At 33.6% G+C, this 2,773-nt stretch carries 2 protein-coding genes and 2 rRNA genes; 3 read left to right on the top strand and 1 reads right to left on the bottom strand.

Annotated features, from left to right (window positions below; all coding sequences use genetic code 11):
- Positions 1-54: 54 nt before the first annotated feature.
- Both rrf and AC1DS7_RS28630 read left to right on the top strand, forming a co-directional pair.
- A 5S ribosomal RNA gene (gene rrf, locus AC1DS7_RS28635) occupies positions 55-170 on the top strand.
- A gap of 360 nt (positions 171-530) precedes the next feature.
- Positions 531-1,451, top strand: a complete 921-nt coding sequence (locus AC1DS7_RS28630; RefSeq protein ID WP_002140184.1) for a DMT family transporter — start codon at positions 531-533, stop codon at positions 1,449-1,451.
- A gap of 93 nt (positions 1,452-1,544) precedes the next feature.
- Here the strand turns inward: AC1DS7_RS28630 and AC1DS7_RS28625 are convergent, their stop codons facing one another.
- Positions 1,545-2,336 carry a sulfotransferase family 2 domain-containing protein gene (locus AC1DS7_RS28625; protein WP_002191765.1) on the bottom strand — a complete coding sequence of 264 codons (792 nt, stop codon included), beginning with the start codon at positions 2,334-2,336 and terminating at the stop codon, positions 1,545-1,547.
- 318 nt (positions 2,337-2,654) lie between these two features.
- Between AC1DS7_RS28625 and AC1DS7_RS28620 the strand changes: the two genes are divergently transcribed.
- Positions 2,655-2,773: ribosomal RNA gene (locus AC1DS7_RS28620) — 16S ribosomal RNA — on the top strand; the annotation flags it as partial.

Here is a 2,773-nt window from a genome sequence, read left to right as displayed (position 1 = left end):
ACCATATAATATGAAGCAATGTTATCTAGTTTTGAAGGAATATACCTTCATCAGTTTGGTGATGATGGCAGAGAGGTCACACCCGTTCCCATACCGAACACGGAAGTTAAGCTCTCTAGCGCCGATGGTAGTTGGGACCTTGTCCCTGTGAGAGTAGGACGTCGCCAAGCAAAAACCTAAGTCGTTTCGACTTAGGTTTTTTTGTGTTTATTTTTATTTACCGAAGGTTAAAATCCATAAATTTAATAACCTTAAAGATGAAAAAAAGAATGAAATAGAAACGGTATAAAATAAAATTTGGATGATAAAGTAATACGTTTAAATATAAATTGAAGGTAAGAATTTCCTTTTTGTGTTAATTTAGTTGTCGAATGAACAATAATGTTTTGATTTAATATGAAAAGGTTATGTAAAAAAGAGCTGGATGGCTATTTTTCGCATAACCTTTTTGTGGTTTTAAAGGATTTTACCTAAGAAAAAATCTATAATTAAGGTAGTTAACATATATTTTTTGATGGGTGTGGGGGATTATGAAAGAAATATGCATGTTATTAGTGGCTGTTATATTATGGGGAACAGCCATTGCACCAACGAAATGGGCATTAGAATCCATTCAACCGTTTACTTTGTTATTTATTCGTCTTTTCTTTGCGGGTGGAATTTGTATGTTTTTCTCATTTAACGAACTACAAAAAGCAGTTATACATAAACATATTCCGTGGAAAAGAATGAGTTTACTGTCTTTTACTGGTGTAGCTGGGTACTTTATGTTCACATCCTATGGTATTTCTTTAACAAGTGGATTACATGTTAGTATTATTGATGCTGCATTGCCATTAGTTACAATTCTTTTTTCAGCGTTCTTTCTGAAAGAGAAAATTCAGATGGATTATTGGATCGGAATTATGTTGGGCGCTATAGGAGTGCTCTTTATTACAATTCCATCTAGCGATACTAATCAAGAGGTGTCTTTAATAGGAGATATACTTATTTTATTAAGTACCTTTTTATTTGCGTTCTACACAGTTTTGTTAAAACGGCCAAAACAAGAACGACGTTTATCTAATAAAGTTTTCACTACAGTAACACTAATGATAGGTGCAGCTATTGTGTTGCCATTTGCAATGATAGAAATTTTTTACTACGGTTTCCCAAAAATCGAAACATGGAAGATTGGATTTAGTGTAGTATACCTTGTTATCGGGGCAACAATTTTAGCATATTGGTTCTGGAATAAAGCGCTAGAGACGGTCTCAGCATCAATAAGTGGACTGTACTTAAATGGATTGCCGTTAATAAGTATCATTACTTCAATTATCCTATTAAATGAATCTCTGACATGGAAGATAATAATGGGAGGGAGTCTAGTTTTAATTGGAGTAGGATGGGCGGATAAGCAAAAGTTACGTAATCTATTAAAGGGTAATAAAATGGATAGTAGGGACTGTTAAATTGTACGTTTTATATAGTTTAAATGTTAAAAAGATACCTCATATATATGTATAAGGTATCTTTTTATATTTAGCGAAGATAATGGACTTAAATTAGTAGGGATATTCTTTGTTATATCTATATGTATCGAAATCTTTTTGAAATATTGTTTTGACGAGCTGTATACATTCATCATCATAAAAGCTTTCAAAAGTCGGGTGACGAGGGAATAAAGGATCAGTAATATCGGCATCGCTGAAATTCCCTTTATAAATCATGGCAGGGGTTTGATGATGCCATGATGTTGAAAACTCATTTATCGGTGCAGGTTTTAATTCGAAACGTTTTTCTAATTCTTTCATTTCCTGATCGAAATTTTCTAAGTATATATAATTGGTTACATACTCTTCTTCACCTGCTATATATTGTTGTGTAAAGTGAGCGTTAATATCATTTGCATGAGCACCTTTAGTAAATAGGTAGTATAAAAATTGTTTGAATGAGATTCCTTTAGGAGAATTTTCATTTTGATATAAAAACTTTCGAATGGGTTTCCATTCTTCATTTTCTACATAAGGAGGTGCAATTAAGGACACGAAAGAACTGACTGCTCTTCTAAACGGATTGCGAACCAGTTTGAAAGTTTCCTTTTGTTTATCTCGTAGTGCTACACTTAGCCGTATATTATAGGCCGGTGTACTTTTGTATATTTCATATTCGAAATTATGGATGAAGGGGTGATAGTTTAAAGCTGTTTGTAATAAATCAACCTGGTAAAAAAACCACTTAGCAAGGGAAGTACAACCACTTTTTTGACTCCAAAATAGAATGAGAGGAAAGTTTCTATGATAGTGTGGGCTTCTTGCATTAGTACTAATGATGTGTAATAAGGAAGGATCCAACAATTGATGCACTCCTTTCATGTATCTTGATTATATATACATATGTAAAATAAAGATGAGGTATGAGTGTGTGGAATTTTTTTTGTAGAAAATGAAAAAGAAATGTTGACTATTATTATATAGAGGTGTAATATAGGACAAGTCGCCGATAGCAACAACGCAGAAAGCGACAAAAGAAAATGAAAAACTTAGTTGACATTGAAATATGAAAATGTTAACATAAGGGAGTCGCAAATGAGCGGCAAACAAGTTCTTTGAAAACTGAACGAAACAAACAACGTGAACGTCAATTTTTATTTTTAGATGCTAGACAAACTAACTTTATTGGAGAGTTTGATCCTGGCTCAGGATGAACGCTGGCGGCGTGCCTAATACATGCAAGTCGAGCGAATGGATTAAGAGCTTGCTCTTATGAAGTTAGCGGCGGACGGGTGAGTAAC

It is taken from the genome of Bacillus sp. P4_E1, assembly GCF_056401715.1.
The sequence above is the reverse complement of the archived record's forward strand: the minus strand, read 5'-3'. Positions and strand labels throughout refer to the sequence as shown.